The sequence below is a fragment of the Aeromonas sp. FDAARGOS 1406 genome (assembly GCF_019048565.1).
GTDB lineage: Bacteria > Pseudomonadota > Gammaproteobacteria > Enterobacterales > Aeromonadaceae > Aeromonas > Aeromonas caviae.
Genome location: NZ_CP077378.1, coordinates 1,693,993 through 1,718,587, shown reverse-complemented (window position 1 = coordinate 1,718,587; position 24,595 = coordinate 1,693,993). Strand labels below are relative to the sequence as shown.

23 protein-coding genes and 2 tRNA genes are annotated in these 24,595 nt (G+C 59.0%); 20 read left to right on the top strand and 5 right to left on the bottom strand.

Translation table 11 applies throughout. The annotated features are described in order from the left end of the window. The first annotated feature begins 1 nt into the window (after window position 1). Window positions 2–943, top strand: coding sequence for an ABC transporter permease (locus I6L36_RS08045; RefSeq protein WP_029314771.1), 942 nt, complete (start codon window positions 2–4; stop codon window positions 941–943). A 221-nt stretch (window positions 944–1,164) separates the two neighbouring features. On the opposite strand, the gene dxs is transcribed toward I6L36_RS08045, so the two are convergent. The 3 genes from dxs to xseB are packed head-to-tail and all read right to left on the bottom strand — an operon-like array spanning window position 1,165 to window position 4,194. After that, on the bottom strand, window positions 1,165–3,030 hold the full coding sequence (gene dxs, locus I6L36_RS08040) for a 1-deoxy-D-xylulose-5-phosphate synthase (protein ID WP_109112128.1): 1,866 nt from the start codon (window positions 3,028–3,030) through the stop codon (window positions 1,165–1,167). 21 nt (window positions 3,031–3,051) lie between these two features. Next, window positions 3,052–3,942, bottom strand: a complete 891-nt coding sequence (gene ispA / locus I6L36_RS08035) for a (2E,6E)-farnesyl diphosphate synthase (protein ID WP_041215676.1) — start codon at window positions 3,940–3,942, stop codon at window positions 3,052–3,054. Continuing rightward, window positions 3,943–4,194, bottom strand: a complete 252-nt coding sequence (gene xseB, locus I6L36_RS08030) for an exodeoxyribonuclease VII small subunit (protein WP_010675381.1) — start codon at window positions 4,192–4,194, stop codon at window positions 3,943–3,945. A gap of 233 nt (window positions 4,195–4,427) precedes the next feature. Between xseB and pomA the strand changes: the two genes are divergently transcribed. From pomA to greA, 3 genes are all read left to right on the top strand, one after another. Further along, window positions 4,428–5,186: a flagellar motor protein PomA gene (gene pomA / locus I6L36_RS08025; RefSeq protein WP_029314770.1), complete on the top strand. Its 759-nt coding sequence runs from the start codon at window positions 4,428–4,430 to the stop codon at window positions 5,184–5,186. Between the two features lie 10 nt (window positions 5,187–5,196). Further along, window positions 5,197–6,090: a flagellar motor protein MotB gene (locus tag I6L36_RS08020; RefSeq protein WP_042878323.1), complete on the top strand. Its 894-nt coding sequence runs from the start codon at window positions 5,197–5,199 to the stop codon at window positions 6,088–6,090. 145 nt (window positions 6,091–6,235) lie between these two features. After that, window positions 6,236–6,712, top strand: a complete 477-nt coding sequence (gene greA / locus I6L36_RS08015; RefSeq protein ID WP_045525791.1) for a transcription elongation factor GreA — start codon at window positions 6,236–6,238, stop codon at window positions 6,710–6,712. Between the two features lie 47 nt (window positions 6,713–6,759). On the opposite strand, the gene I6L36_RS08010 is transcribed toward greA, so the two are convergent. Together I6L36_RS08010 and yhbY are read right to left on the bottom strand one after the other, a co-directional pair. Beyond that, a complete protein-coding gene (locus I6L36_RS08010) occupies window positions 6,760–7,353 on the bottom strand; it encodes a PilZ domain-containing protein (RefSeq protein ID WP_109112129.1) in 594 nt (197 codons plus the stop codon). A 105-nt stretch (window positions 7,354–7,458) separates the two neighbouring features. Beyond that, window positions 7,459–7,755 carry a ribosome assembly RNA-binding protein YhbY gene (yhbY, locus tag I6L36_RS08005; RefSeq protein ID WP_010675376.1) on the bottom strand — a complete coding sequence of 99 codons (297 nt, stop codon included), beginning with the start codon at window positions 7,753–7,755 and terminating at the stop codon, window positions 7,459–7,461. Window positions 7,756–7,852: 97 nt separating this feature from the next. Here yhbY and rlmE point away from each other — a divergent pair, with 97 nt between their 5' ends. The 16 genes from rlmE to pnp all read left to right on the top strand — a co-directional run bounded on the left by rlmE (window position 7,853) and on the right by pnp (window position 24,589). Then, window positions 7,853–8,482 carry a 23S rRNA (uridine(2552)-2'-O)-methyltransferase RlmE gene (gene rlmE, locus I6L36_RS08000; RefSeq protein ID WP_010675375.1) on the top strand — a complete coding sequence of 210 codons (630 nt, stop codon included), beginning with the start codon at window positions 7,853–7,855 and terminating at the stop codon, window positions 8,480–8,482. A gap of 45 nt (window positions 8,483–8,527) precedes the next feature. Then, the gene (gene ftsH, locus I6L36_RS07995) at window positions 8,528–10,480 is read left to right on the top strand and encodes an ATP-dependent zinc metalloprotease FtsH (protein ID WP_039040290.1); all 1,953 of its coding nucleotides are present in this window, start codon (window positions 8,528–8,530) and stop codon (window positions 10,478–10,480) included. Window positions 10,481–10,564: 84 nt separating this feature from the next. Then, complete coding sequence (gene folP / locus I6L36_RS07990) at window positions 10,565–11,410, top strand: dihydropteroate synthase (protein ID WP_109112133.1); 846 nt, start codon at window positions 10,565–10,567, stop codon at window positions 11,408–11,410. A gap of 18 nt (window positions 11,411–11,428) precedes the next feature. Further along, on the top strand, window positions 11,429–12,763 hold the full coding sequence (gene glmM / locus I6L36_RS07985) for a phosphoglucosamine mutase (RefSeq protein ID WP_039040289.1): 1,335 nt from the start codon (window positions 11,429–11,431) through the stop codon (window positions 12,761–12,763). 131 nt (window positions 12,764–12,894) lie between these two features. Further along, window positions 12,895–13,659 (top strand): triose-phosphate isomerase, encoded by a 765-nt coding sequence (gene tpiA, locus I6L36_RS07980; protein ID WP_109112130.1) that lies wholly within the window; start codon window positions 12,895–12,897, stop codon window positions 13,657–13,659. Beyond that, window positions 13,660–13,986, top strand: coding sequence for a preprotein translocase subunit SecG (secG, locus tag I6L36_RS07975; protein ID WP_010633113.1), 327 nt, complete (start codon window positions 13,660–13,662; stop codon window positions 13,984–13,986). A gap of 7 nt (window positions 13,987–13,993) precedes the next feature. Beyond that, window positions 13,994–14,078: transfer RNA gene (locus I6L36_RS07970), tRNA-Leu, on the top strand. Between the two features lie 91 nt (window positions 14,079–14,169). Then, window positions 14,170–14,246, top strand: a tRNA-Met gene (locus I6L36_RS07965). Between the two features lie 166 nt (window positions 14,247–14,412). Further along, window positions 14,413–14,871, top strand: coding sequence for a ribosome maturation factor RimP (gene rimP, locus I6L36_RS07960; RefSeq protein ID WP_010675370.1), 459 nt, complete (start codon window positions 14,413–14,415; stop codon window positions 14,869–14,871). Window positions 14,872–14,885: 14 nt separating this feature from the next. Further along, window positions 14,886–16,388 (top strand): transcription termination factor NusA, encoded by a 1,503-nt coding sequence (gene nusA, locus I6L36_RS07955; protein ID WP_109112131.1) that lies wholly within the window; start codon window positions 14,886–14,888, stop codon window positions 16,386–16,388. Between the two features lie 20 nt (window positions 16,389–16,408). Next, a complete protein-coding gene (gene infB, locus I6L36_RS07950) occupies window positions 16,409–19,111 on the top strand; it encodes a translation initiation factor IF-2 (RefSeq protein WP_109112132.1) in 2,703 nt (900 codons plus the stop codon). A gap of 55 nt (window positions 19,112–19,166) precedes the next feature. Continuing rightward, on the top strand, window positions 19,167–19,601 hold the full coding sequence (gene rbfA, locus I6L36_RS07945; protein ID WP_010675366.1) for a 30S ribosome-binding factor RbfA: 435 nt from the start codon (window positions 19,167–19,169) through the stop codon (window positions 19,599–19,601). 1 nt (window position 19,602) lies between these two features. Next, window positions 19,603–20,553, top strand: a complete 951-nt coding sequence (gene truB / locus I6L36_RS07940; RefSeq protein WP_041215670.1) for a tRNA pseudouridine(55) synthase TruB — start codon at window positions 19,603–19,605, stop codon at window positions 20,551–20,553. Window positions 20,554–20,688: 135 nt separating this feature from the next. Then, window positions 20,689–20,958: a 30S ribosomal protein S15 gene (gene rpsO / locus I6L36_RS07935; protein WP_010675364.1), complete on the top strand. Its 270-nt coding sequence runs from the start codon at window positions 20,689–20,691 to the stop codon at window positions 20,956–20,958. A gap of 150 nt (window positions 20,959–21,108) precedes the next feature. Beyond that, the gene (locus I6L36_RS07930) at window positions 21,109–22,311 is read left to right on the top strand and encodes an ISL3-like element ISAeme19 family transposase (RefSeq protein WP_080988673.1); all 1,203 of its coding nucleotides are present in this window, start codon (window positions 21,109–21,111) and stop codon (window positions 22,309–22,311) included. Between the two features lie 139 nt (window positions 22,312–22,450). Then, complete coding sequence (gene pnp, locus I6L36_RS07925; protein WP_029314766.1) at window positions 22,451–24,589, top strand: polyribonucleotide nucleotidyltransferase; 2,139 nt, start codon at window positions 22,451–22,453, stop codon at window positions 24,587–24,589. The last annotated feature ends 6 nt before the right edge of the window (window positions 24,590–24,595 follow it).

The window sequence follows — 24,595 nt, the reverse complement described above, 5'->3', positions numbered from 1 at the left end:
GATGACTAACGCTGTAACTGCAAGCCCAAGCCGTTGGGCACGCTTCAAAAATTCCGACATCGTCTACTACTTCCTGCGGGACAAGGTAGCCATGTTCAGCTTTGCGGTGTTTGTGGTCTTCGTGCTGGCGGCTCTGCTGGCACCCTGGATCGCACCGCACAACGTCTATGACCAGACCAGCTTCGATCTGATGGATGCGGAGCTGCCCCCCTCCTGGCTGGAAGGGGGCGAGGCCCGCTTCTGGCTCGGGACCGACAACCAGGGACGCGACATCTGGAGCACCATCCTCTATGGCGCCCGCATCTCGCTGACCATTGGTCTGTTCGCGGTGGGGCTGCAGCTGGTGCTCGGTATCGTCATCGGTCTGATGGCCGGTTACTTTGGTGGTCGCATCGACAACCTGCTGATGCGCTTTGCCGATGTGCAGCTGTCGTTCTCCACCATGATGGTGGCGATCATCATCTCCGCCATCTTCCAGGCGACCTTTGGCTCCGAGTTCTACTCGAAGTTCGCCATCCTGATGCTGGTGGTGATCATCGGTATCGCCGAGTGGCCCCAGTATGCCCGGACGGTGCGCGCCTCTGTGCTGGCGGAGAAGAAGAAGGAGTATGTGGAAGCGGCTCAGGTGATGGGGTTCCGCGCCCCGCGCATCATGTTCCGCCACATTCTGCCGAACTGCCTGTCCCCCATCCTGGTCATCTCCACCGTGCAGGTGGCGAACGCCATCATGAGCGAGGCGGCCCTCTCCTTCCTGGGTCTGGGGATGCCGGTTGATCAACCGTCCCTGGGGTCGCTCATCAGCGTGGGCTTCAACTACATCTTCTCCGGATCCTGGTGGATCACCGCCTTCCCGGGCCTCTGCCTGGTGGTGCTGGTGCTGGTGATCAACCTGCTGGGTGACTGGCTGCGGGATGTGTTCAACCCGAAGATCTACAAGGGCTGATAAACCTTTCCACGAACTGGCTGCGAGGCCGTGATCAAGGTTCAAGTGCTGCCCGCTTATGTGGAACCAAGGAGTGTTCAGGTATGTCTCGGTTCCTGAGCGGCTTGTAACCTTGTTGACGGCCTTCTCGCGACAGTATGTGAACAGGGTTGGTCTGGCACAGTGAATAACAAAAAAGGGCGCCATCAGGCGCCCTTTTTTATTGCTTGCGATAACCCTTGTCAGGCCTGCAGCCAGCTCTCGATGCGGGTCTGAATGCCCACGCTGTCCAGCCCCAGCAGGGCGTAGATCTCATTCTGGGTGCCCTGCTCGATGAAGCGGTCCGGCAGGCCGAGGTTGAGCACCGGTTTGCACTGCTTGCAGCCCATCAGCAGCTCGTTCACCGCAGAGCCTGCACCGCCCATGACGGCGTTGTCCTCGAGGGTGACGAACTGATCGTGGGAGGCGGCCAGAGAGAGCACCAGCGCCTCGTCCATGGGTTTGACGAAGCGCATGTCCACCAGGGTGGCATCCAGCGCCTCTGCGGCTGCTCTGGCCTGTTGCAGCAGGGTGCCGAACGCCAGGATGGCGGTCCCCTTGCCCTCGCGAACGACACGTCCCTTGCCGAGGGGCAGGGCCTGCATCTCGCTCTCGGCCTGGATACCGGTGCCGCTGCCACGGGGGTAGCGCACCGCCGCTGGCCCGTTGCACAGATAGCCGGTGTAGAGCATCTGGCGGCACTCGTTCTCGTCGGACGGGGTCATCACCACCATGTTGGGCACGGTGCGCAGGAAGCTGATGTCGAACGCACCCTGATGGGTCGGGCCGTCGGCCCCCACCAGACCGGCCCGGTCGATGGCGAACAGCACCGGCAGGTTCTGCAGCGCCACGTCGTGGATCAGCTGGTCATAGGCCCGCTGCAGGAAGCTCGAATAGATGGCGACCACGGGTTTCTGGTCGGCGATGGCGAGACCGGCGGCGAAGGTGACCGCATGTTGCTCGGCGATGGCCACATCGAAGTAGCGATCCGGATATTGCTGGCTGAATTTCACCAGACCGGAGCCTTCGCGCATGGCGGGGGTGATACCGACCACGCGCTCGTCCTTGGCGGCGATGTCGCACAGCCACTGACCGAAGATGGCGGAGAAGGTGGGTTTGCCACCGGCGCTCTTGGGCAGGGCACAGTCATCCGGGTTGAATTTGGGGACGGCGTGATAGCCGATGGGATCTTTTTCCGCCGGCTCGTAGCCCTTGCCCTTCTTGGTCTTGACGTGCAGCAGTTGGGGACCCTTGAGGTTGCGCATGTTGCGCAGGGTTTCGACCAGAGCGTGAATGTCGTGACCGTCGATGGGGCCGATGTAGTTGAAGCCGAACTCCTCGAACAGGGTGCCCGGTACCACCATGCCCTTGAGGTGCTCCTCGGCCCGCTTGGCGAGCTCCTTGACCGGCGGCAGACCCGCCAGCACCTTCTTGCCCCCCTCGCGAATGGTGGTGTAGAGCTTGCCGGACATCAGCCTGGCGAGGTGATTGTTCAGGGCTCCCACATTCTCGGAGATGGACATCTCGTTGTCGTTGAGCACCACCAGCATGTCCTTGTGGACATCGCCGGCGTGATTGAGGGCCTCGAAGGCCATGCCGGCGGTGATGGCGCCATCACCGATGACCGCGACCACCTTGCGGCCAAGCCCTTCGCTCTCGGCCGCCACCGCCATGCCGAGCGCTGCCCCGATGGAGGTGCTGGAGTGGCCCACACTGAGCACATCGTACTCGCTCTCTTCCCGCCAGGGGAAGGGGTGCAGGCCATCTTTCTGGCGAATGGTGTGAATGCGCTCCCGTCGTCCGGTCAGGATCTTGTGGGGATAGGCCTGGTGGCCCACATCCCACACCAGCCGATCGAAGGGGGTGTTGTAAACATAGTGCAGGGCGACCGTCAGCTCGACAGTGCCAAGGCCGGAGGCGAAGTGGCCGCTGGAGCGGCTCACCGAGCGCAGCAGATACTCGCGCAGCTCGTTGCACACCACGGGCAGCCGCTCGAAGGGGAGAGATCGCAAATCGACCGGCGTGTCCGCGAGGGCCAGGTTGGGGAAATCGCTAATATCAACGCTCATATTGTTACTGTTATCCAGCGTTTAGTGGGTTCGCTCGATGATGTAATCGGCAAACGCTTCCAGAATGTCGGTATTGTAGGGCAAGGATTGCAGGGCTGTTAAGGCCTTGTCATGCAGTTCGCGAGCCAGCTCACGGGCATTGTCGAGTCCGAGCAGGGCCGGATAGGTACTCTTTTCCAGCGCCAGATCCGAGCCTTGCGGCTTGCCCAGGGTGGCAGTATCGCCCGTGATGTCGAGGATGTCGTCCTGCACCTGGAAGGCGAGTCCGATGGCGGCGGCATAGGTTTGCAGGGCGGTGAGGGTGGCGGGTTCCACGTCAGCCTTGCACAGGGCGCCGAGGGTCACGGCGCACTCGATGAGGGCCCCGGTCTTGTGGCGGTGCACCTGCTCCAGCTCGGCGAGGCTGATCCGGCGCCCTTCGGCGTCCAGATCCAGTGCCTGACCGCCGCACATGCCGAGATAGCCGGACGCGCGGGCCAGGGCACTCAGCATCCGCACCCGGTTGGCCATCAATGTATCGGGCATGGGGTGGTCGGCCAGAATGGAAAACGCCAGGGTCTGCAGGGCATCGCCCGCCAGGATGGCAGTGCCTTCATCGAAGGCCTTGTGTACGGTGGGCTGACCACGACGCAGGTCGTCGTCATCCATGGCGGGCAGGTCGTCGTGCAGGAGGGAGTATGCGTGAATGCACTCCACGGCGGCGGCGGGGCCATCCAGCAGTTCGCTCTTGACGCCCAGCATCTCGCCGACGGCATAGACCAGGAAGGGGCGCACCCGTTTTCCACCGAGCAGCAGGCCGTATTTCATCGCGTCCCGCAGACGTGGCGCCATGGCGGGCAGGGCGTCAAGCTGTGCCGAGAGGCAATCGTCGATGCGGCGCCGATGCAGGCGGGAGAAATCGTCCAGGGTCACTCACTCCTCTCCTTGTTCTGCTCGAAAAGGGACCGCTTGCTCGCTGCCATCGGCCTGGGTCAGGAGGATCTGGATCTTCTGTTCGGCCTGTTCCAGCTTCTGCTGGCCGGCGCGCACCAGATGGATGCCCTGTTCGAATTGTTTGAGTGCCTCCTCGAGGGGGAGCGAGCCCTGTTCGAGTTGATGCACTATGGTTTCCAGCTCTTCCAGGGTGGCATCAAAACTCAGACGGTCGATTTTTTTACTGGCCATGTCCATCCTCGGGGATTGAAAAAAACGGCTCATCTTAACATCGACCGGCCACAGGGGGGAGGCAGAAAACGCGGCGTCCTCAAACTATCCTGACCCTGGCCGATAATAACGGGCATGCAACCACGCATTGCCGATCGGCGATTGCGGTGTGCCGGACTTGCTGCCGGGGACGCAATAGCAGAAAATTCAACGCAATATAATTAGACGGCACGTTCGGCGACAGGAGTAGGGATGTGGATTTAGGGAGTCTGATAGGCTTAGTGCTGGGGTTCGGGGTCGTAGTGTACGGCATGTTGCTGGGCGGCCCCATGAGCATGTATGTGGACATGCCATCGGTCTACATCACCATACTGGGGTCCGTGTTCATCTGCATGATGAAATTCAACCTCGGTCAGTTTCTGATGGCCTTCAAGGTCGCGGGCAAGGCCTTCATGTACAAGGGGGACAAGCTCGACGATCTCATCACCAAGGCGGTGGAACTGGCGGATGCGGCCCGCAAGGGGGGCTTTCTGGCCCTGGAGGCGGCGGAGATCCCCAATACCTTCATGAAGAAGGGCATCGACATGCTGGTGGACGGCCATGATGCCGACGTGGTGCGTGCGGTGATGGAGAAGGACATCGAACTGACGTCCGAGCGTCACGCCACGGCCATCAAGGTGTTCCGCTCCCTGGGGGATCTCGGTCCGGCCATGGGCATGATCGGTACCCTGGTGGGGTTGGTGGCCATGCTGGCCAACATGAGCGACCCCAAATCCATCGGTCCGGCCATGGCGGTGGCCTTGCTGACGACCCTGTATGGCGCCATCGAGGCCAACATGATTGCCATCCCCATCGCGGACAAGCTAGAACTGCGCAGCGGCGAGGAACAGTTGAGCCGCACCCTGATCCTCGACGCCATCATGGGGATCCAGGATGGACAGAACCCGAGGGTGATCCAGGCCATGTTGCAGAACTACCTGAATCAGTCCAAACGCAACAACGGGACCGAATAGGAGCGCACAGATGGCAAAGTGCAAGTGCCCGCCTCCCGGATTGCCCGGTTACATGGGAACCTTCGCGGATCTCATGTCTCTGCTGATGTGCTTCTTCGTGCTCTTGCTCTCCTTTGCCGAGATGGATGTGCAGAAGTTCAAGCAGATCGCCGGTTCCATGGAGAAGGCGTTCGGGGTGCAGAACATCCTGGAGGTCAAGGATATCCCCAAGGGAACCTCCGTCATCGCCCAGGAGTTTCGTCCTGGTCGCCCCGAGCCGACGCCTATTGACACCATCATGCAGCAGACCATCGACATGACCCAGACCGAGCTGGATTTCCAGCCTGGGGATGCGGACAAGGCGGGCGGACATGACAAGACCGAAGGTCAGCAGAGCGGTGGCGATACCGCCCAGGAGGCCCAGAAGGCGCAGGAACAGTCCAACACCCTGGCCAAGGCACTGGCGGAGCAGATGCAGGCCCAGATCCAGGATGGGGCCATCGAGATAGAGGCGCTGGGTCAGCAGATCATCATTCGCATTCGTGAGAAAGCGGCGTTCCCGGCGGGATCCGCCTTTCTGCAACCCCAGTTCTGGCCGGTGATCCGCAAGGTGGCTGCGCTGCTCAAGGATGTGCCGGGGGAGATCACCGTCTCCGGCCACACCGACAATGTGGCCACCGAGGACGAGTTGTTCCAGTCCAACTGGGAGCTTTCATCCCAGCGGGCGGTGGCGGTTGCCCACCAGATGATCAAGGTGCCCGGTTTTGACGGCAATCGTCTGGTGGTGCAAGGGATGGCGGATTCCCAGCCGCTGGTGCCCAACAATAGCCCGGAGAATCGGCGCATGAACCGACGTGTCGAGATCGCCATCATGCAGGGCAAACCGACGGTGTCGGCTCCGCTTGGCGTCTCGGAATCCAAGTAACGCTGGCCCAAAGCGGGATCCCGCTCGCAGGGGCTGACATGGATTTTGTGGCGGCTTCATATTAAGATGCCCCATCCGAACCGACAGCTGCGGCTCTCTTTTGATTGCCGCAGCTTCTCTTTATAAAGCAACCCAGGTTTCGACTATGAATCATACTCCGATGACTGTTCGCGGCGCTGAAAAGCTGCGTCAAGAGCTCGATTATCTCAAGACCGAGCTGCGTCCCCAGATTATCGAAGCGATTGCTGATGCCCGTGAACATGGCGATCTGAAAGAAAATGCCGAATACCATGCCGCCCGCGAGCAGCAGGGTTTCTGTGAAGGCCGCATTCAGGAAATCGAAGGCAAGCTCTCCAATGCCCAGATTATCGATGTCACCAAGATTGCCAACAATGGCCGTGTCATCTTCGGCGCAACCGTGACCCTGCTCAAAAGTGAAACGGAAGAGGAAGTGATCTACCGCATCGTGGGAGACGACGAGGCGGACATCAAGCAGAACATGATTTCCGTGAACTCCCCCATTGCCCGAGCCCTGATCGGCAAGGAAGTGGATGACGTTGCCATCGTCAAGACGCCGGGTGGCGATGTGGAGTACGAGATCCTGGAAGTTGCCTATCTCTGATTGAACGTCGGGGAAAGAGACAGGGGAGCCGGGCTCCCCTGTTGTCTTTAGTCACCCTGATAGGCCTGGACGAAGGCGTCCTGGTGGCGCTGGAAGAGCCAGTCCCGCAATTGTTCCTGATCCTCCTTGCCCAGCCGGAACTGGACGGCCCAGTCATGGCGATGTGGATTGGCATCCACGTGCCTGACGAGGGTGCCTGTCATGGCCAAGGGAGGGAGATCCTCGATGCGAAGGTATCCGCCAAGTGGATCTCCCTTGGCAAAGGCGTCCGGCAAGCCGGCCACGATGAGACCTCCAAGGGAGAGGCTGTATACCTCGTACTCCGCGTCTTCGGTGCAAAGCACGGCCTTTTCGTCGAGTCGCCAGGCGCGCAGATGGGGCGAACCCAGCTCGGTAATGGTCGGCGCGGCGATGCGTAGCTCGGCGTGGCCCTCCTCTGCCTGGGTGCAGTGGAGCGGGAAACGCAATTGGTAGCCGGCGATGCGGGCTTCGAGTGTCAGGGGCTTGGCTCGCTGCAACAGGCTTTGGAGAGGAAGGGGCAGGGTGCCGCGTAGGTATTGGCTGGTGGCAATGTCTTCATCGTTTCCCAGGTCCCGCAGCATGGCCAGTTCTTCATCGGTGAGGAGCTGATGCTTGTCCATAGTGGGTGTCCACGGCTATTCATCGCAGGTTAAGGGCCTGGCAACTATTTTGGCAAGCGACTTGGGAAGAAGGGAAATGAAGGAAAGAGCGAATGCTCTTTCCTGTTACTTGCGCGGCAACTGGATCTTGGGCTCTTTGGCCTGACGGTAGATGGTCAGTACATGGCCCATGCTCTGTACCTTGATGGCGCCGGTCTCGCGAACGATGGCATCCATCACCAGCTGTTTCATCTCACGATCTTCAGACGCAACCTTAACCTTGATCAGCTCGTGGTGGTTCAGCGCCAGATCGATCTCGGCCAGCACCCCTTCGGTCAGACCGTGTTGTCCCAGCAGGACGACCGGCTTCAGACTGTGGGCCAGGCCCTTGAGGTACTGTTTCTGTTTATTGTTGAGAATCATGGCAATTTCTTCATAAGTCAGGGTTGAAAGGGGCGTATTCTACCCCCACTTAGCCCTTAATACTAATAACCCTTGTGGTTTTTTAAAGTCGACAATCATGACCCAGAAAAAACGTTCCCCCAGTTCAACCCGCTGGTTAAAAGAACATTTCGACGACCAATACGTCAAGAAAGCCCAGAAGTTGGGACTGCGCTCTCGCGCCGTTTTCAAGATCGACGAGATCCAGGGCAAAGACAGGCTGCTCAAGCCGGGGATGACGGTAGTGGACCTGGGGGCTGCTCCCGGTGGCTGGTCCCAATTTGCCATCGACCAGGTCGGTGACAAGGGGCGCGTCATTGCGTGTGATATTTTGCCGATGGATTCCATTGCCGGTGTCGATTTCCTGCAAGGGGACTTTCGGGAGGAAACTGTACTCGGCGCCTTGCTGGAGCGAGTCGGCCCCGACAAGGTGGATGTCGTCATGTCCGACATGGCGCCCAACATGAGCGGTACCCAGCAGGTGGATCAAGCCCGTGCCATGTACCTGGTGGAACTGGCGCTGGACATGTGCAATCAGGTCCTGAGCAGTAATGGCAGTTTTGTAGTCAAGGTGTTCCAGGGGGAAGGGTTTGATGCCTATCTCAATGAAATACGTAGACTTTTCTCTGTCGTCAAGATTCGAAAACCAGACTCGTCCCGTGCTCGTTCACGAGAAGTCTACATTGTGGCTACCGGTTTTAAACTGTAGTACCCTAACCCTCATCGTTAACTGTCAGTCTGCGAGGTCATTGATTTGAGTGACATGGCGAAAAACCTAATCCTGTGGCTGGTCATCGCCGTCGTGCTGATGTCGGTGTTCAATAGCTTCAGCCCCAGCGATACCACCAGTCGCCAGCTGGACTATTCCAGCTTCGTGAAAGAAGTGACCCAGGAGCAGATCCGTGAAGTGCGGATGGATGGCAAGGTCATCAATGGCGTCAAGCGCACCGGTGAACGTTTCACCACCATCATTCCTGCGCCGGATCCCCAACTGCTCAACGACATGCTCAACCATAACGTCAAAGTGATGGGTGAGAAGCCGGAAGAACCGTCCCTGATCACGTCCATCTTCATCTCCTGGTTCCCGATGCTGTTGCTGATCGGTGTCTGGGTCTTCTTCATGCGTCAGATGCAGGGCGGCGGCGGCAAGGGTGCCATGTCGTTCGGCAAGAGCAAGGCTCGCCTGATGAGCGAAGATCAGATCAAGACTACCTTCGCCGACGTAGCCGGTTGTGACGAGGCAAAGGAAGAGGTCAAGGAGCTGGTCGACTATCTGCGTGACCCGACCAAATTCCAGAAGCTGGGTGGCAAGATCCCGACCGGCGTCCTGTTGGTAGGTCCTCCCGGTACCGGTAAGACCCTGCTGGCCAAAGCCATTGCAGGCGAGGCCAAGGTGCCGTTCTTCACCATTTCAGGTTCGGACTTCGTGGAAATGTTTGTGGGTGTCGGTGCCTCCCGTGTGCGTGACATGTTCGAACAGGCCAAGAAATCCTCCCCCTGCATCATCTTCATTGATGAGATCGATGCGGTCGGTCGCCAGCGTGGCGCCGGTCTGGGTGGTGGTCACGACGAACGTGAGCAGACCCTGAACCAGATGCTGGTTGAAATGGATGGTTTTGAAGGTAATGAGGGCATCATCGTCATCGCCGCCACCAACCGTCCCGACGTACTGGATCCTGCGCTGCTGCGTCCAGGTCGTTTCGACCGCCAGGTCGTGGTCGGCTTGCCGGATGTTCGCGGTCGTGAGCAGATCCTGAAAGTGCACATGCGCAAGGTACCGCTGGCGGATGACGTCAATCCGGCGCTGATTGCCCGTGGTACCCCTGGTTTCTCCGGTGCCGATCTGGCCAACCTGGTGAACGAGGCTGCCCTCTTCTCTGCTCGCGAGAGCCGCCGAGTGGTCTCCATGCTGGAGTTCGAAAAGGCGAAGGACAAGATCATGATGGGGGCGGAACGTCGCTCCATGGTGATGAAAGAGTCCGAGAAGGAGATGACGGCCTATCACGAAGCGGGTCACGCCATCATTGGTCGCGTGGTGCCGGATCATGACCCTGTCTACAAGGTCTCCATCATTCCGCGCGGCCGTGCGCTGGGTGTGACCATGTACTTGCCGGAGCAGGACCGCTGGAGCCACTCCAAGCAGCATCTGGAGTCCATGATCTCCAGCCTGTATGGCGGTCGTCTGGCGGAAGAGTTGATCTACGGTGCCGAGAAGGTATCGACCGGTGCATCCAACGACATCGAACGTGCCACCGACATCGCTCGCAAGATGGTCACCCAGTGGGGCATGTCCGAGCGTCTCGGCCCCATGCTTTACGCAGAAGAGGATGGTGAAGTCTTCCTCGGCCGCAGCATGGCCAAGGCCAAGCACATGTCTGACGATACCGCCCGCATCATCGATGCAGAGGTCAAGCAGGTCATCGATCGCAACTACGATCGTGCCAAGCAGATCCTGCTGGACAACATGGATGTGCTGCACACCATGAAAGATGCATTGATGAAGTACGAGACCATCGATGCCAAGCAGATCGATGATCTGATGGCGCGTCGCGAGGTCCGTGCTCCCAGCAACTGGCATGATGAGCATGGTGACACCCCGCAAGGCGGTGCCAGCGTGAACAACGGGCCGGAGGCCAAGGCGCCGACTGAAGAGGGCAGTGCACCTCTGAGTGACATCGACAAGGCGAACGATGTCCCGGCCAAATAAGTTGTCATGATACAAACCCCGGGCTTGCCCGGGGTTTTTCTTTGCACGAAGAGTTTGCCGCTCTTGTTGGAGGTAGTTGAAGCAATGCAGTTAATCAGCAAGGGACGTCCCCTTTCTCTCGACCGTCCCCATGTCATGGGCATTCTCAATGTGACGCCGGACTCCTTTTCAGATGGTGGCCGCTTCAAGCAGATCGATCTGGCGTTGGGTCATGCCCGCGACATGGTGGCCGATGGGGCCACCCTTATCGATATAGGTGGCGAGTCGACCCGCCCGGGCGCCCCCGACGTGAGCGAGCAGGAGGAGCTGGACAGGGTCATCCCCGTGGTGGAGCGCATGGTCTCCGAGCTGGATGTGATGATCTCCCTCGATACCTCCAAGGCTATTGTCATGCGGGAGGGTTGTGCTGCAGGTGGTCACCTCATCAATGATGTCCGCGCTCTGCAAGAGCCGGGAGCGCTGGGCGCGGCGGCCGAGGCTGGCGTACCGGTATGCCTCATGCACATGCAGGGGCAGCCCCGTACCATGCAGGTGGAGCCGCACTATGACGATTTGCTGGGGGAGGTGAGAGCCTTCTTTGACGAGCGGATTGCCGCTTGTCTGGGGGCTGGTATCCCGCGTGAGCATCTGGTACTGGATCCAGGCTATGGCTTTGGCAAGACGCTGGCGCACAACTATCAGCTGCTGGCACAGCAGGCGTCACTGCTCGATTACCAACTTCCGCTCTTGGTGGGCATGTCACGAAAGTCTATGATAGGCAACCTGCTTGACCGCCCGGTAGCCGAGCGGTTGGCTGGTAGTCTGGCCTGTGCCCTGATCGGGTTGCAACATGGCGCCAGGATCATCCGGGTGCACGACGTGCGGGCCACCATGGATGTCTTGCGTACAGGCTGGATGACCATGACGGGACAAGATTTCATATCCAAATAGAAAAACGAGAAACAGACAATGACCAGAAAGTACTTCGGCACCGACGGCGTGCGCGGCAAGGTGGGTGAATACCCGATCACCCCGGATTTCGTCATGAAACTCGGCTGGGCCGCCGGCAAGGTGCTCTCCAAGAAAGGGACCAAGAAGGTGCTGATCGGCAAGGATACCCGTATCTCCGGTTACATGCTGGAGTCGGCACTGGAGGCGGGGCTCTCCGCCGCCGGTCTCAAAGCCATACTGATGGGACCCATGCCCACCCCGGCGGTTGCCTACCTGACTCGCACCTTCCGTGCCGAAGCCGGCATCGTCATCAGTGCATCCCACAACCCCTATTACGACAACGGCATCAAGTTCTTCTCCGCCGACGGCACCAAGCTGCCCGATGATGTCGAGCTGGCCATCGAAGCCGAGCTCGACAACGAACTCAAGTGCGTGGAGTCCGCGGAGCTTGGCAAGGCGCAGCGCATTGATGATGCGGCTGGTCGCTACATCGAATTCTGCAAGAGCACCTTCCCCTCCAATCTGAGCCTGGAAGGGCTGAAAATGGTGGTGGATTGCGGTCATGGTGCCACCTACCACATCGCCCCTTCCGTCTTCCGCGAGCTGGGTGCCGAAGTCATCGCCATCGGCTGCAGCCCGGATGGGCTCAACATCAATGACGGCGTCGGTTCCACCGCACCGGAGGCGCTGGCCGCCAAGGTCCAGGAATGCAAGGCAGATCTCGGCGTCGCCTTCGACGGTGATGGCGACCGTCTGGTGATGGTGGACAGCACTGGTTACATCATCGACGGGGATGAGATCCTCTACATCATCGCCCGGGATGCCCTGCGCCATGGCCGCCTCAAGGGTGGTGTGGTGGGCACCCTGATGGCCAACATGGGGTTGGAGCTGGCACTTCAGACCCTGGGCATCCCCTTTGCCCGTGCCAAGGTGGGTGACCGCTACGTGCTTGAGATGATGAACGAGAAGGGCTGGCGCATCGGGGGCGAAAACTCCGGTCACATCATCTGCCTGGATCAGACCACCACGGGGGATGGTATCGTCGCCGCCCTGCAGGTGCTGACGGCCATGCGCAGTGCCGAGATGCCGCTGGCCAAATTGCGTTCGGGCATGAGCAAGTTCCCGCAAGTGCTGGTCAATGTGCGCTTCGCCGAAGGCAAGGATCCGCTGACCTCCAGTGCCGTTCAGCAGGAAGTGGCGGCAGTGGAGCAGGAACTGGCCGGCCGTGGCCGGGTGCTGCTGCGCAAATCCGGCACCGAACCCCTGATTCGGGTCATGGTCGAAGGTGAACACGAACAGCAGGTGCGCGATATGGCAGAGCGCATCGCCAAACAGGTCGAATCGGCGTTTTAATGAACAACCAAGGCGGCTTTTTAGTCGCCTTGGTTGTATCTTGTTCAAACGATTCGAAAATTTGAAAATAGCACTTGTCAGCTGAGCATCCTCTGGATATTATCAGCCCCGCTTTCGCAAGGGAGTTGCCGATGGGACATCGCAAGCCGTTTGTAGCAGCCAACTGGAAGTTACACGGTAGTAGGTCGCAGTTAGAGCAGTTTACGAGTCAGTGCACAGAGCGCATTGATGAAGACGTAGATGTGGTCTTGTGTCCATCCCATGTGCATCTCGGTTTCACGGCCGAACTGCTCGGTGAGCAGGGAAGAGTGAAGCTGGGGGCTCAGAACGTGAGCCAGCACAGACAAGGCGCTTATACGGGTGAAATCTCGTGTGAGATGCTGGTCGAGGCAGGTTGCCGATATGTACTTGTTGGCCACTCCGAGCGCAGGCGTCTCTTTGGTGAGACCAGTTTTATTGTCGCAGAGAAGTTTGCGGCAGTCAGAGCAGCAGGTCTGATACCCATACTTTGTCTGGGTGAGTCAGGCGCGGCGAGGCAGGCAAGAAGAACCTTTGAGGTGATTGCCGAGGAACTGGATATCGTCATAGAGAAAAATGGCGCGATGGCTTTCGATAATGCTATCATCGCCTACGAGCCAATCTGGGCTGTAGGTACAGGTAAATGCGCCACACCCGAGCAGGCACAAGAGGTTCATTCCTTTATTCGCGGTCGCTTGGCGGAGGATACTCCGGTAATAGGTGAGAAAGTCAGAATCATCTATGGTGGGAGCGTGACACCGGCCAATGCACAAGATTTGTTTGCGCAGCCCGATATTGATGGCGGTCTGATAGGCAGGGCAAGTCTTGATGGCGAGGCGTTTTTAGGAATAGTTGAAGCGGCAAAGGGTGCAAGTTAAATGTACGAGATTCTTTTGGTCGTTTATCTGCTGGTATCGCTGGCTCTGATTGGTCTGGTGATGATTCAGCAAGGTAAAGGGGCTGATATGGGCGCCTCCTTCGGCGCAGGGGCATCGAATACTGTATTCGGCTCCGGTGGTTCAGGCAGCTTCCTGACCCGCACAACAGCGATTTTGGCTACTCTGTTTTTCTTGATTAGTCTGGTTCTGGGTTCCATGTCCAGCAACAAGGTCAAACAGGGTAGTGAATGGGAAAATCTGCAACAGACTCAACAAGTTGAGCAGAGCAAAGCGCCAGTGAAGAAAGATACTGACGTTCCCGAATAAGAGTTTTGCCGTGGTGGTGGAATTGGTAGACACGCTATCTTGAGGGGGTAGTGCTCTAGGGTGTGCGGGTTCGAGTCCCGCCCACGGCACCAATTAAGCAGTGAACCCGGGTAACCGGGATGTTATAGCCGCTGAGTCTTGTCTCACGAGAGTGAAGTGGCTATAATCTCGCACGATTTCGGACGCGGGGTGGAGCAGCATGGTAGCTCGTCGGGCTCATAACCCGAAGGTCGTCGGTTCAAATCCGGCCCCCGCAACCAAATTTCACGCATTTCCTACGCTCAGGAAGGCGGTCGCTGCGAGGCGACAATCAGGGTAAAGCGCCAAGCCCCGATTTGACATCGGGGCTTTTTGTTATGTGCAATTTACTCTGAATCTATTTCTATCTGGGCTATATGCCCTTTTTTCGTTTTTCGGAGGGTGACTTTGGCTACGTTGGAACAACGTTTGACCGATCTGCTCGAGGCTCCGGTCGTTGCCTTGGGTTTTGAACTGTGGGGTATCGAGTTTATCCGTGCGGGTAAGCACTCGACCTTGCGCGTTTTCATCGACTCGGAGCAAGGCGTGACGGTGGAAGACTGTGCCGAGGTGAGCCGCCAGGTCGGCGCCATCATGGATGTCGAAGATCCCATCACCGAGGAGTACTACCTTGAGGTGTCTTCCCCGGGTCTGGATCGTCCACTGTTCAAGGTCGCCCAGTTCGAAAAATACGTTGGCCAGGAGGCGGCGGTAACGCTTCGGATGGCAACAAACAACCGCCGCAAGTTCAAAGGCGTAATCAAAGCCGTGCAGGGGGACATGATCACTCTGACGGTAGATGGTAAGGACGAGGTGTTGGCTTTCACCAATATCCAAAAAGCGAACATAGTGCCGAACTTTGGTTAACGAGGCTATCGGATATGAATAAAGAGATTTTGCTGGTCGTTGACGCTGTGTCCAACGAGAAGGCTGTCCCCCGCGAGAAGATTTTCCAGGCTCTGGAGACTGCGCTGGCGACTGCGACCAAGAAAAAATACGAAGGCGAGATTGAAGTGCGTGTCGAGATCGATCGCAAGACCGGTGACTATGACACCTATCGCCGTTGGGTCGTTGTGGCCGATCAGGCTTCCATGGAGAATCCGTACGGGGAAATCACTCTCGAAGCCGCTCAGATCGAGCAGCCGGATATCCAGATCGGCGACTATGTTGAAGACCAGATTGACTCTGTGACCTTCGACCGTATCACCACCCAGACCGCCAAGCAGGTCATCGTGCAGAAAGTGCGCGAGGCTGAGCGTTCCCAGGTCGTTGACCAGTTCAAGGACAAGGAAGGCACCATCATCAGCGGCGTGGTCAAGAAGAGCAACCGCGACAACGTGATCCTGGATCTGGGCAGCAATGCCGAAGCCGTGATCTTCCGTGACGACATGCTGCCCCGTGAGACCTTCCGTCCCGGCGACCGTATCCGTGGCCTGCTCTACGCCGTGCGTCCGGAAGCCCGTGGTTCCCAGCTGTTCGTCAGCCGCTCCAGCCCGGACTTCCTGAAAGAGCTGTTCCGCATCGAAGTGCCGGAAATCGGCGAAGAGATGATCGAAATCATGGGCGCCGCCCGTGATCCGGGTTCCCGCGCCAAGATCGCGGTCAAGACCAACGATCGTCGTATCGACCCGATCGGTGCCTGTATCGGCATGCGTGGTGCCCGCGTTCAGGCCGTCTCCGCCGAGCTGAGCGGTGAGCGTGCCGACATCGTGCTGTACGATGACAACCCGGCCCAATACGTGATCAACGCCATGGCGCCAGCCGATGTGGCTTCCATCATCGTTGATGAAGACAACCACACCATGGACATCGCCGTGGAAGCCGCCAACCTGGCCCAGGCCATCGGCCGCAACGGTCAGAACGTGCGTCTGGCCTCCCAGCTGACCGGTTGGGAACTGAACGTGATGACCGTCGAGGACATGCGTGCCAAGCACCAGGCCGAGAACGACCGCATCCTGACGCTGTTCACCAGCACCCTCGATATCGGCGACGATTTCGCCGGCCTGCTGATGGAAGAGGGCTTCTCCACTCTGGAAGAGATCGCCTTCGTCCCGGTCAACGAGCTGCTGGCCATCGACGGTCTGGATGAAGACATGGTCGAAGAGCTGCGCAAGCGTGCCAAGGATGCCCTGACCACCAAGGCCCTGGCCAAAGAAGAATCCTTTGAAGGCGTCGAGCCTTCCGAAGAACTGCTCAATCTCTCCGGCCTCGGCCGTGAAATGGCCTATGCCCTGGCCGCTCGCGGTGTCGGCACCCTGGAAGATTTGGCAGAGCAAGGTATCGATGACCTTGCCGACATCGAAGAGTTGACCGCCGAGAAGGCTGGTGAGCTCATTATGGCTGCTCGCAATATCTGTTGGTTCGGAGAAGAGCAGTCTGAATAAGGTCAAACGGAGGAAAATGAATGGCAGAAGTATCAGTTAAGCAACTTGCCACTGACATCGACACGCCGGTTGATCGTCTTCTCCAGCAGTTTGTCGATGCCGGCATCGTGAAGAGCAAGGCCGACGACATGGTCAGCGAGTCTGAGAAACAGACTCTGCTGGCACATCTGAAGAAACAGCATGGAGGTGACGAGGTCACCGCACCTGCTCGCATGACCTTGCAGCGCAAGACCAAGAGCACTCTGAGTGTTCAGGGGACTGGTGGCAAGAACAAGGAAGTGCAGGTAGAAGTGCGCAAGTCTCGCACCTATGTAAGACGCTCGGCGCTGGAAGATGAACAGCGCCAGGCGGAAGCCGAGGAAACAGCGCGTTTGGAAGCAGAAGAAAAAGCTCGTCGCGAGGCCGAAGAGAAGGCCCGCCTCGACGCTGAAGAGAAGGCTCGCCGTGAGGCTGAGCAGGCTCGTCGTGAAGCTGAGGAAAAGGCGCGGATCGAGGCACAACAGAAGGCTCGACAGGCTCAACAGCCCGCCAAAGCAGCCGGTAGCACAGCTCAGCAAGAGGCAGAAAAGATGGCCAAGCGCGAAGCAGAAGAACTGAAGCGCCAACAGGAACAGACAGCTTTGCAAAAAGCTGAAGAACTCGCCGCGAAGAAAGCCGAAGAGGCTCGCATCATGGCGGAACAGAATGCGGCCCGCTGGGCTGAAGAAGAAGCGGCTCGCGCCAAAGAGAGCAGCGATTACCATCTGACCACCAACAAGCACGCGCAAGCGGCCGAAGATGAGTTGGATCGTAAGGAAGAGACCAGCCGTCGCACGGCTGCCGCTGCCAAGGCGCCGAAGAAAGTCGGCCGTCGCGAAGACGACCGCAATGACCGCAACTCCCGCGATCCCCGTGCCCGCAAAGGCAAGCGTGGCAAGATGGCCATGCCGAACGCCATGAAACACGGCTTCAACAAGCCGGCTGCCGTGGTCAACCGTGACGTCGTCATCGGCGAGACCATCACAGTGGCGGAGCTCGCCAACAAGATGGCCGTCAAGGGCGTTGAAGTCATCAAGGTGATGATGAAGATGGGTGCCATGGCCACCATCAACCAGGTGATCGACCAGGAGACCGCTCAGCTGGTCGCCGAGGAGATGGGTCACAAGGTAGTGCTGCGCCGTGAGAACGAGCTGGAAGAGGCGGTACTTAGCGATCGTGACGAGACCTCCGAAGCCAAGCCGCGTGCGCCGGTCGTGACCATCATGGGTCACGTCGACCACGGCAAGACCTCGCTGCTGGACTACATCCGTAAAGCCAAGGTCGCGGCGGGCGAAGCCGGTGGCATTACCCAGCACATCGGTGCGTACCACGTCCAGACCGACAGCGGGATGATCACCTTCCTGGATACCCCGGGTCACGCGGCGTTTACCTCCATGCGTGCTCGTGGTGCCAAGGCGACCGACATCGTTGTTCTGGTTGTTGCAGCTGACGACGGCGTGATGCCGCAAACCATCGAAGCCATCCAGCACGCCAAGGCGGCCGGTGTGCCGCTGGTTGTTGCGGTGAACAAGATCGACAAGCCGGAAGCGGATCCGGATCGCGTCAAGACCGAGCTGGCCCGTTACAACGTCATGTCCGAAGAGTGGGGTGGCGATTGCCAGTTCGTGCACGTCTCCGCCAAGTCTGGCGAAGGCATCGACGACCTGCTGGAAGCCATCCTGATCCAGGCCGAAGTCCTGGAGCTGAAAGCGGTGGTTGACGGCATGGCCAACGGCGTCGTGATCGAATCCTTCCTGGATAAAGGTCGTGGTCCGGTTGCCACCGTGCTGGTACAGGAAGGTACTCTGCGTCAGGGCGACATCGTTCTGTGTGGTCTTGAGTACGGCCGGGTTCGCGCCATGCGTGACGAACTGGGTCGCGAGATCAAGGAAGCAGGTCCCTCTCTGCCAGTGGAAATTCTGGGTCTGTCCGGCGTTCCCTCTGCCGGTGACGAAGCCACGGTCGTGCGTGACGAGAAGAAAGCCCGTGAAGTGGCGCTCTACCGTCAGGGCAAGTTCCGCGAAGTCAAGCTGGCCCGCCAGCAGAAGGCCAAGCTGGAAAACATGTTTGCCAACATGACCGAGGGCGAAGTGTCCGAAGTGAACGTGGTGATCAAGGCCGATGTACAAGGCTCTGTGGAAGCGATCTGCGATGCGCTGGTCAAACTCTCCACCGACGAAGTGAAGGTGAAGATCGTGGGTTCCGGCGTAGGTGGCATCACCGAAACCGACGCGACCCTGGCCGCGGCTTCCAGCGCCATCCTGGTGGGCTTCAACGTCCGTGCCGACGCTTCTGCGCGCAAGGTCATCGAATCCGAGAGCCTGGATCTGCGTTACTACTCCGTCATCTATGACCTGATCGACGAAGTGAAGCAGGCCATGAGCGGCAAGCTGGCTCCTGAGTATCGTCAGGAGATCATCGGTCTGGCTGAAGTGCGTAGCGTCTTCAAGTCGCCGAAGTTCGGCGCTGTTGCCGGCTGTATGGTTACCGAAGGTGTGGTCAAGCGTTCCAACCGCATTCGCGTTCTGCGTGACAACGTGGTTATCTATGAAGGCGAGCTGGAATCCCTGCGCCGCTTCAAGGATGACGTCAACGAAGTTCGCAACGGCTACGAGTGTGGTATTGCGGTCAAGAACTACAACGACGTGCGCGAAGGCGACCAGATCGAGGTGTACGAGACCGTTGAAATCCAACGGACTCTGTAAGCCGAGAGTTAGACAAAATAGGGGGCCGCGGCCCCCTTTTATCGCAGGATAGAATATGGCCAGAGAATTCAGCCGGACCCGTCGGGTCGGACAGCAGATCCAGCGTGAAATCGCGCTGATCCTGCAGCGCGAGGTGAAAGACCCGCGCATCGGCATGGTGACCGTCTCCGACGTGGAGGTCTCCAAGGACCTCAACTATGCCAAGGTTTATGTCACCTTCTTGCAACTGGAGAATGACGCCGAGCGCATCAAGGAAGGGCTCAAGGGCCTGACCGAGGCTGCCGGTTACATCCGCAGCCTGCTGGGTAGCGCCATGCGTCTGCGGGTGGTGCCCGAGCTGCGTTTCTACTACGACCAGACCCTGGTCGAGGGGATGCGCCTCTCCAACCTGGTGACCAACACTGTGCGTGAAGACAAGCGTCGCATGACTGAAGCCGGTCGTGACGAAGAGCAATCCGCACCGGATGACACGACTGAGGATAACGCCTGAGATGTCTCGTAGACGTCGTTTCAAAGGCCGTGACGTACACGGCATCCTGCTGCTGGACAAACCGACCGGCCTGACTTCCAACGATGTGTTGCAGAAGGTCAAGCGGATCTACAACGCCGCCAAGGCTGGCCATACCGGCGCCCTGGACCCCCTGGCCACCGGCATGTTGCCGATCTGCCTCGGGGAGGCCACCAAGTTCTCCCAGTATCTGCTGGAAGCGGACAAGCGCTATGAGGTGACCGCCAAGCTGGGCGAGCGCACCAATACCAGCGACTCCGACGGCGAGGTGGTTTCCACCCGCCCGGTGAACGTGGCGGTGGGCACCCTGATCGAGGCGCTGGACCAGTTCCGCGGCCCCATCATGCAGGTGCCGTCCATGTACTCCGCCCTCAAGCACAACGGCCGTCCGCTCTACGAATATGCCCGTGAAGGGATCGAGATCGAGCGGGAAGCCCGTCCCATCACCATCTTCGAACTCAAGCTGCTCGGCTTCGAGGGGAACGAGGTGAAGCTGGAAGTGCATTGCAGCAAGGGTACCTATATCCGCTCCCTGGTGGACGATCTGGGGGAAGTGCTGGGCTGCGGCGCTCACGTCACCCAGCTGCGTCGCACCCAGGTGGCGAGCTACCCCTACGAGCGGATGCTGACCCTGGAGCAGCTCGAGTGTATCTTCGAGCAGGCCAAGGCCGAAAGCATTCCGCCACGGGAGCAGCTGGATCCCCTGTTGCTGCCGATGGACACCGCCGTGGCCTCTCTGCCCGAGGTGAACATGCTGGTCGCCGTGGCCGCCTATGTGAACCAGGGTCAGGCCGTGCAGGTGGCAGGTAGCCCCCAAAGCGGCCAGGTCCGCATGACGGTTGGCCCGGAGCGCGAATTCATCGGGGTTGGCGAGATCGATGACGAGGGGCGCGTGGCGCCCAAGCGTCTGGTTCGCTACCACGACGAGGAGTGATCCTCAGGCGGTATCGGTCTGTCACGCGTCTTTCCCGTTGCGAAAAGGGGCGGGGACGATTATGATACCGCCCTCATTTCACGGCTGAATTAGAGATTGGCTGTGAACCTTTAAACACTCTACTGGAGTAATACCATGTCTCTAAATGCTGAGATCAAAGCTCAAATCGTTGCCGACAACGCTCGTGGCGCCAACGACACCGGTTCCCCCGAAGTGCAAGTTGCCCTGCTGACTGCCCAGATCAACCATCTGCAAGGTCACTTCAAGGAGCACGCCAAGGATCACCACGGTCGTCGCGGTCTGCTGCGCATGGTTTCCCAGCGTCGTAAGCTGCTGGACTACCTGAAGCGTAAAGACGTTCAGCGTTACGCTGCTCTGATCGCCAAGCTGGGTCTGCGTCGTTAATCGACCATCAGATTTCGCAAAAAAGGGGAACCGCGAGGTTCCCCTTTTTTATGGTTCTTCGCGGGATCCTGGGAAAGTGGAAGTTGACAGACAGGGTGCTGGTAAACTGGTTGTCGCCAAACACACCACCACCATCACCCTGCTGTCGCCGTGCATCATATTGATATTACCTCCTTCTGGCCAGGTTATACCGTCATCGCCCAAGCGCTTTCTGCCAACCATCACACCCTGTTTACCCTTGAGCCTCGCGCCGACTTCTTGCCCCGTTGTCGCCGATGCCTGCAACCCACGCCATTGATCCACGACCAACGTATCCGCCGGGTGCGTGAGCGAGACCTATTTGACCGACAAGTCTGGTTACAACTGCCTGTTCGCCGCGTCGACTGTCTGCGCTGTGGTCGCGTCAGTGAACATATCGACTGGCTCCCCTCTGGCTCCCGCCTCACCCGGCGCATGCAGTGCTGGATTGAAGCGCTCGTTCAGTACCTCCCCATCCGCCATGTCAGCCAGCTCACCGGGGTCGGTTGGCACACCATCAAGGAGATCGACAAGCGCCGTTTGCAGACTAGTGTGGGCACCATCGAACTTGGGGAGGTGCGGCGGCTGGTGATGGATGAGTTTGCCCTGCACAAGGGACACCGCTATGCCACCGTGATCATGGATGCCGAGCGAACCCGCGTCCTGTGGGTGGGGCACGGCAACAGTCGGGCCGCTATCCGTCCCTTCTTCGAGCAGCTCGGCGAGCGATGCCAGCAGATTGAGGCGGTGGCGATGGACATGAACACGGCGTTCGACCTGGAGGTGAAGCAACACTGCCCGCAGGCGGAGGTGGTCTACGACCTGTTCCACGTGGTGGCTCGCTATGGCCGAGAGGTGGTGGACCGGGTGCGAGTGGAGCAGGCGAATGCACTGAAAAGCGATAAACCGGCGCGAAAAGTGGTCAAAAGTGCGCGTTGGTTGCTGCTACGTAATCGGGCGAAGCTGAGTGAAAAACAGGATGTGAAGTTGCAGGAGCTGTTGGCGGCGAATCAACCGCTGGCGATGGTGTACGTGCTGAAAGAGGCGTTGAAGGGCATCTGGTATGCGCCGAGCGTGTGGGAAGGATGGCGACGATGGCGGAGCTGGATGCGGCAGGTGAAGGAAAGCGGGCTAGCGCCGCTGCAACGATTTGGTCGAAATTTATCGAAATATATGCGGGGGATCCTGGCGAGTGCAAACTACCCGATGCACACGAGTGTGCTGGAAGGGGTGAACAACAAGATCAAAGTGATAAAGCGCATGGCATATGGATTTAGGGACTCAGAATACTTTTTTCTGAAAATCAAGGCGGCCTTCCCCGGAAAGCCGCGATGAACCTTTTTTATTGCCCGTTTCAAACAGGATGCAGGCCGTTGCCTGCCTCACAGAATTGACGTCCGCGCTTACCTTTTGATGCGAATCAAGTATACTTGCACGCGAATTTAAAGCGCCAAATTGTTAAAAGGAAATTCACGTGAATCCTATTGTAAAGTCATTCCAGTACGGTCAACACACCGTCACACTGGAAACCGGTGTGATGGCCCGTCAAGCCACTGCGGCCGTCATGGTCAGCATGGACGATACCTGTGTCTTCGTGACTGTCGTTGGCAAGAAAGAGGCCGATCACGGCCGTGATTTCTTCCCGCTGACCGTCAACTATCAGGAGCGTACCTATGCTGCTGGTCGTATCCCGGGTGGTTTCTTCCGTCGTGAAGGCCGTCCGAGCGAGGGTGAGACCCTCATCTCCCGTCTGATCGACCGTCCCATCCGTCCGCTGTTCCCGGAAGGCTTCCTCAATGAGGTTCAGGTGGTTGCCACCGTCATGTCCGTGAACCCGGCCGTTTCTCCCGACATCGTTGCCATGATCGGTGCCTCCGCGGCCCTGGCCATCTCCGGCATCCCGTTCGGCGGCCCGATCGGTGCAGCCCGCGTGGGTTACATGAACGGCCAGTACGTGCTGAACCCGACCACCACCGAACTGCCCCAGAGCGATCTGGATCTGGTGGTTGCCGGTACTGCCAATGCGGTGCTGATGGTGGAATCCGAAGCGGCCATCCTCTCCGAAGAGGTGATGCTGGGCGCCGTGGTCTACGGTCACGAGCAGATGCAGACCGTGATCAACGCCATCAATGAATTCGCTGCCGACGTCGGTACCAAGCCCTGGGACTGGACCCCGCCTGCCGTCAACGAAGCGCTGAAAGCCAAAGTTGCCGAACTGGCCACCGCTGAACTGGGTGAAGCCTACCGCATCACCGAGAAGGCTGTTCGTTACGAAACCATCGCAGCCATCAAGGGCCGCGTGGTCGAGCAAGTCATCGCATCCGGCGTGGAAGAAGATGCCAAGAAGATCGGCGAAGAGTTCCACAGCCTGGAGAGCCGCATCGTCCGTGGTCGCGTCGTACGTGGTGAGCCGCGTATCGACGGTCGCGATCCGGAAATGATCCGCGCCCTCTCCGTCGGTACCGGCATCCTGCCCCGTGCCCATGGTTCTGCCCTGTTCACCCGTGGTGAAACCCAGGCCATCGTGGTGGCCACTCTGGGTACCGAGCGTGACGCCCAGAACATCGACGAGCTGACCGGCAACCGTGCCGATCGCTTCATGCTGCACTACAACTTCCCGCCCTACTGCGTCGGCGAGACCGGCATGATGGGCAGCCCGAAGCGTCGTGAAATCGGTCACGGCCGTCTGGCCAAGCGCGGCGTTGCTGCCGTGATGCCGAGCGCCGCCGAGTTCCCGTACGTGGTGCGCGTGGTCTCTGAAATCACCGAATCCAACGGCTCCTCCTCCATGGCGTCTGTCTGTGGTTCCTCCCTGGCGCTGATGGATGCCGGTGTGCCGATCAAGGCCTCCGTTGCCGGTATCGCCATGGGTCTGGTGAAGGAAGAAGAAGGTTTCGTCGTGTTGTCCGACATCCTGGGTGACGAAGATCACCTGGGCGACATGGACTTCAAGGTAGCCGGTACCAGCGAAGGTGTGACCGCGCTGCAGATGGACATCAAGATCGAAGGCATCACCAAAGAGATCATGGAGATTGCGCTGAAGCAAGCTCGTGGCGCTCGTCTGCACATCCTGAAGGTGATGGACGAAGCTATCCAGGCTCCCCGTGCCCAGATCTCCGATTTCGCACCGCGCATCCACACCATCAAGATCAATCCTGAGAAGATCAAGGACGTGATCGGCAAGGGTGGTTCCGTGATCCGTGCACTGACCGAAGAGACCGGCACCAACATCGAGCTGGATGATGACGGTACCGTTCGCATCTCCGCCGTGGCCAACGAAGCCGCCATGGAAGCGATCCGCCGCATCGAGGCCATCACCGCCGAGATCGAAGTGAACCGCATCTACGAAGGCAAGGTCGTGCGCCTGGCTGACTTCGGCGCCTTCGTCAACATCCTGCCGGGTAAAGACGGTCTGGTGCACATCTCCCAGATCACCGATGCCCGCGTGCAGAACGTGGCCGACTTCCTGAAAATCGGCGACGTGGTGAAGGTGAAGGTACTGGAAGTGGACCGTCAGGGCCGTGTGCGTCTCTCCATCAAGGAAGCGAACGCACCGACTGAAGCGGCTGCTGCTCCTGCTGCCGTTGCCGTCGAAGAGCCGGCTGCCGAATAAGGCTGC

Excerpts from the sequence above, each read along its gene's own strand:
- I6L36_RS08045 (WP_029314771.1), top strand. The coding sequence starts at position 2 with ATGACTAACGCTGTAACTGCAAGCCCAAGCCGTTGGGCACGCTTCAAA.
- dxs (WP_109112128.1), bottom strand. The coding sequence starts at position 3,030 with ATGAGCGTTGATATTAGCGATTTCCCCAACCTGGCCCTCGCGGACACG.
- xseB (WP_010675381.1), bottom strand. The coding sequence starts at position 4,194 with ATGGCCAGTAAAAAAATCGACCGTCTGAGTTTTGATGCCACCCTGGAA.
- I6L36_RS08020 (WP_042878323.1), top strand. The coding sequence starts at position 5,197 with ATGGCAAAGTGCAAGTGCCCGCCTCCCGGATTGCCCGGTTACATGGGA.
- greA (WP_045525791.1), top strand. The coding sequence starts at position 6,236 with ATGAATCATACTCCGATGACTGTTCGCGGCGCTGAAAAGCTGCGTCAA.
- I6L36_RS08010 (WP_109112129.1), bottom strand. The coding sequence starts at position 7,353 with ATGGACAAGCATCAGCTCCTCACCGATGAAGAACTGGCCATGCTGCGG.
- yhbY (WP_010675376.1), bottom strand. The coding sequence starts at position 7,755 with ATGATTCTCAACAATAAACAGAAACAGTACCTCAAGGGCCTGGCCCAC.
- rlmE (WP_010675375.1), top strand. The coding sequence starts at position 7,853 with ATGACCCAGAAAAAACGTTCCCCCAGTTCAACCCGCTGGTTAAAAGAA.
- folP (WP_109112133.1), top strand. The coding sequence starts at position 10,565 with ATGCAGTTAATCAGCAAGGGACGTCCCCTTTCTCTCGACCGTCCCCAT.
- glmM (WP_039040289.1), top strand. The coding sequence starts at position 11,429 with ATGACCAGAAAGTACTTCGGCACCGACGGCGTGCGCGGCAAGGTGGGT.
- tpiA (WP_109112130.1), top strand. The coding sequence starts at position 12,895 with ATGGGACATCGCAAGCCGTTTGTAGCAGCCAACTGGAAGTTACACGGT.
- secG (WP_010633113.1), top strand. The coding sequence starts at position 13,660 with ATGTACGAGATTCTTTTGGTCGTTTATCTGCTGGTATCGCTGGCTCTG.
- nusA (WP_109112131.1), top strand. The coding sequence starts at position 14,886 with ATGAATAAAGAGATTTTGCTGGTCGTTGACGCTGTGTCCAACGAGAAG.
- infB (WP_109112132.1), top strand. The coding sequence starts at position 16,409 with ATGGCAGAAGTATCAGTTAAGCAACTTGCCACTGACATCGACACGCCG.
- rbfA (WP_010675366.1), top strand. The coding sequence starts at position 19,167 with ATGGCCAGAGAATTCAGCCGGACCCGTCGGGTCGGACAGCAGATCCAG.
- truB (WP_041215670.1), top strand. The coding sequence starts at position 19,603 with ATGTCTCGTAGACGTCGTTTCAAAGGCCGTGACGTACACGGCATCCTG.
- rpsO (WP_010675364.1), top strand. The coding sequence starts at position 20,689 with ATGTCTCTAAATGCTGAGATCAAAGCTCAAATCGTTGCCGACAACGCT.